Genomic DNA, 3,140 nt, shown 5'->3' with positions numbered 1-3,140 from the left:
TCTTACACATAGATATGCCTTTAGTATTTGGTATGCTTTGATGCTTACTTCATTCCCCTGATGGCGCAAGTACCCAGACAGCTTCTATATCATTATGTTTTTATTGTAAACAACAAAACGAAATATTGTATCGTGTTCTTTATCGTTAAAAAAATGATTTTAGAAGAGCTTTTAAAATAAAAATTGCAGTTAGAAACTATGAATTGCAGAAAAGCTAGATTGATCAGTATTCCGTTTAAAAGTGTTAAGAAACAAAATATTTTGCAAGGATGTTTGTTGCTTAAGGCTGTTGTTATGGAAACTCTACAAAGTTTTTGGAGAAGCTGTTGTTGTGTGCTTACAAAAAGCTTTTAATTGATTTTCTTACACAGAGAATTATTTATTACGTGTTTTAAAATACAAAAAATTTTATTAAAAGCATTTGATTTTTATAAATCAAAAAGGCAGCTCTCTTGAGAATTCAGTATTCATTTAGAGATAACAGATTTTATTACATTTGGTTTGAGTGAGATTAATTGGCTCAAGAAAGGTGGTAGAAAGAATAGTTGTTAACGGTTCTTTCCGATAGATTGTAAAAAGGCAGCACATTTGCACTGCCTTTTATTAAAATGAATAGAATATAAATTGTTTTTTGCGTTTTCTTAAAACTTATAGCGTATTCCACCTGAAAAGCTTGCTCCAGATATACCAGTTTTTTGAAGCTTATATTGATAGTTAACATCAGCATGAAGGGCGATATTTTGTGATAATTGTGCATTTACACCAAATCCACCTTCAAGGGCAGCTCCTATAGAATCAAGGTGGAATGGTTCACCAATCTGTATCGTACCATTGTTAGAAAAAGCTTTAACAACGTTTAGTTTACCATAGAAAGAAAGAATACCGCCGTTTTCAATAGAAAGCTTCGTTTGCGTTAAGCGTCCACCCACACGCACTAAGTATTGATAAGGATTTCCCATATCCACATCAAAGCCATCGACATCTGAGAGTGTGCCAAGCATGAGGCGTTGATAAACAAGTTGTGCTTGTGGTTCAAAGACCAATCCTTTCTTACTGGTTTCGAATTTTTGTCCAATGGTTGCTGATGCACTGAATGTATCAGCATTTTTCAATTCTGCAGTCTTTCCTATGAGAGCTGTGGTGATATCTCCCTTGAGCATTCCATAGGAGAAGAGCGCATGGATGTATATCCCATTATTATGGCGCAGCCCACTATATGCAGTAATTGACCATTTATTGAGTGTACTCTTGTCAGCACCTTCCATGTCTTTAGGGGTGAAAGCTAATTTCCCATATGTCCCCAAAAGACCGAAATTGGCGGTCATATTTTGATCTTCTAGAGCTGCTAATGTAATGCCTGACTGTAAAGCTGCATAGTGAATATCGGCACCATAGCCATATTGTAATGGCGTACGGTGAGAGGATAATGTCATCTTATTTCCATAAGTTGAGAAGAAGACTCCTTTGTTTTTATGATCTTTTGTCTCAAAGGTGTTTTCCTGCATCGAGTTGAGTAAAGTGTTTTGATTGTTTATATCAGCCAGTCCAGCTGAGAATAGTGCGTTAGGCATGGACAAATAGCTTGCCACTTGAGGAACGAGAGCTCTGATCTTTCCTTCATTATCGAGAGTCGCATTTTGCAAGCGAAAATCCCAGAAATTCTGATTTTTTTCCAAGATGTTTTGTGCGTTGTTTGCTTGTCCAAGGGATGATGAACCGGTATTTTGCGCTTCTTTCTCTTTTGGTGAAACACCTTCAATCATTGTTCCTGATGCTGATATCGTGTAGATTGTGTAGTCTTTGAGGGTATTTTCTTTTGATTCTTGTGATATTCCGCTAAAATGACTTTGTGTGCTATCGGCTGTCCCATGGCTGGATGTTGGACCATAGGCTTTGAGTATATATTTATAGGGCAATCCCCCCATTGTGGTGTAGCCGTGTGCAAGTTTGAAGGAATCTTCATTTGCATTTCCAGAAACTTGAATGAGTGAAAGACCACGCATATTCGAAGACACAGAATCTTCAGCTTTTAATATCTCACCTTTCGCAAGGTTCTTGATATGGACTGTTGTGCTGCCTGATACATCACCATGTATAAGGAGGCGGTCAGCTTTTTGCTGTTCTTTTACTAGACCATCACTCCATTCAATATTAAAATAAATTTTTGCATCGCCTGTGGCATTGTAAACTGTATTATAAGTGCTTTCTATATCGGGGATTGTACTTCCCTCAGGTCTACGAACCTCAGCTGTTCGCCCTACATACAAGGTATGATAATGATCTTTTTCCCGCCCTTGTGGTGTCTTAAATATGATAGAACTATTATTAAGATTCAGTACTGAAACGGTAGAAAGGGCTCGTTGTTTAATATCACTGAGCTCATAGTTAAACACATTAAAGTCAGTATCGACTTCCTCTTGAGAGGTCTTTAAGTACCATTTGCTTTTGTTATTCAGAGTCAAAACCGTTGTATTGACTTTTAAAGTTCTTGCTCGTCCCTCTATTGTTGAATTATCAGCGGTTAATGCTAAAGTTACAGGAAGAGTATCGTTGTCATAATATTTACGTTTCGTTTTATTTCTCAATAATACGTCAGATCGAATTTTTGAGTCTTTAAGTTGAACTTCAGCAACGGCTCTTGAGCAGTAGGGACCAAGAATACCGGTACCGTTTTTCACAAGAAGTTTTGTATTGCTAAGAACAACCTTATTGACAACTTTTTCTCCACTTTTCAGTGAAGAATCTTTTGTTTCATAAAAAACGATACCACCGGCACCTCCTCGTTGGACGGTTATGGTTGAATCTTCAACGTTGATTATACCATTCTTTGTTTCTAAACCTTTGTATACTGTATTTGCTTTAATTTCTTTAGCATGAATGCGTCCACCTTCTGATACAGAAAGTGCAGACATTTCCGTGTGTATTGTTGATTTTACAATTGTGATAGCTGCTTTATCATGCGCTAATATTCCAGGTCCTTTATCGCGGACAAGAACATTATTTAAAGTCTTTTCTTCTCCCTTATTTAATTCAATCTTTCCCAAAATTCCAGGAGTTTCAGGAGCTGATGTATTTGCATAAGTTGAACCGAAATGAGAAAAAATCAAAGTTCCAGCAATTGTACATAACAAAAAATTTTT

The 3,140-nt window shown here is 36.7% G+C and carries 1 protein-coding gene; it reads right to left on the bottom strand.

All coding sequences use genetic code 11. The annotated features are described in order from the left end of the window. Window positions 1-641 precede the first annotated feature (641 nt). On the bottom strand, window positions 642-3,140 hold a 2,499-nt coding region (locus ACFIJW_RS00150; RefSeq protein ID WP_375632677.1), incomplete at its 5' end, for an autotransporter outer membrane beta-barrel domain-containing protein.

Origin of the sequence: Bartonella sp. MM97QHHN (genome assembly GCF_042194285.1) — a bacterium.
Classification (GTDB): domain Bacteria; phylum Pseudomonadota; class Alphaproteobacteria; order Rhizobiales; family Rhizobiaceae; genus Bartonella.
The sequence above is the reverse complement of the archived record's forward strand: the minus strand, read 5'-3'. Positions and strand labels throughout refer to the sequence as shown.